The sequence below is a fragment of the Micromonospora sp. H33 genome, assembly GCF_052068455.1.
GTDB lineage: Bacteria > Actinomycetota > Actinomycetes > Mycobacteriales > Micromonosporaceae > Micromonospora.
In genome coordinates, this window is sequence record NZ_JBQHDE010000039.1 from 1 (window position 1) to 677 (window position 677).

At 67.5% G+C, this 677-nt stretch carries 1 protein-coding gene; it reads left to right on the plus strand.

All coding sequences use genetic code 11. The features are described 5' to 3' along the window. On the plus strand, positions 1 to 677 hold a 677-nt coding region (locus ACTMS0_RS29085), incomplete at both ends, for an ABC transporter ATP-binding protein (RefSeq protein ID WP_441158466.1).

Sequence of the window (677 nt, forward strand, 5' to 3'; positions counted from 1 at the left end):
GTGCGGCCGGGGGAGACGCTGGGTCTGGTGGGGGAGTCCGGCTGCGGTAAGACGACGACCGGGCGGATGTTGGTGCGGTTGCTGGAGCCGACCGCGGGGTCGATCGAGTTCGCGGGGCGGGACATCACGCATGCGGGGCGGCGGGAGTTGCGGCCGTTGCGGCAGGATTTGCAGATCATTTTCCAGGATCCGTACGCGTCGTTGAATCCGCGGCACACGGTGGGGCGGATCGTGGCGATGCCGTTGCAGGTCAACCGGATCAGTCCGGCGGGTGGGGTCAAGGCTCGGGTGCAGGAGTTGCTGGAGCTGGTGGGGTTGAATCCGGAGCACTACAACCGGTATCCGCACGAGTTCTCCGGGGGGCAGCGTCAGCGGATCGGGATCGCCCGGGCCCTGGCGCTGGAGCCGAAGCTGATCGTGGCCGACGAGCCGGTGTCCGCGTTGGATGTGTCGATCCAGGCGCAGGTGGTGAACCTGCTGCGGGATCTGCAGCGGGATCTGGGGTTGGCGTTCGTGTTCATCGCCCATGACCTGGCCGTGGTGCGGCACTTCTGTCACCGCGTGGCGGTCATGTATCTGGGGCGGGTGGTGGAGATCGGTGACCGCGCCGACATCTACGAACGTCCGCAGCATCCGTACACGCGGGCGCTGCTGTCGGCGATTCCGGACGTGACCCG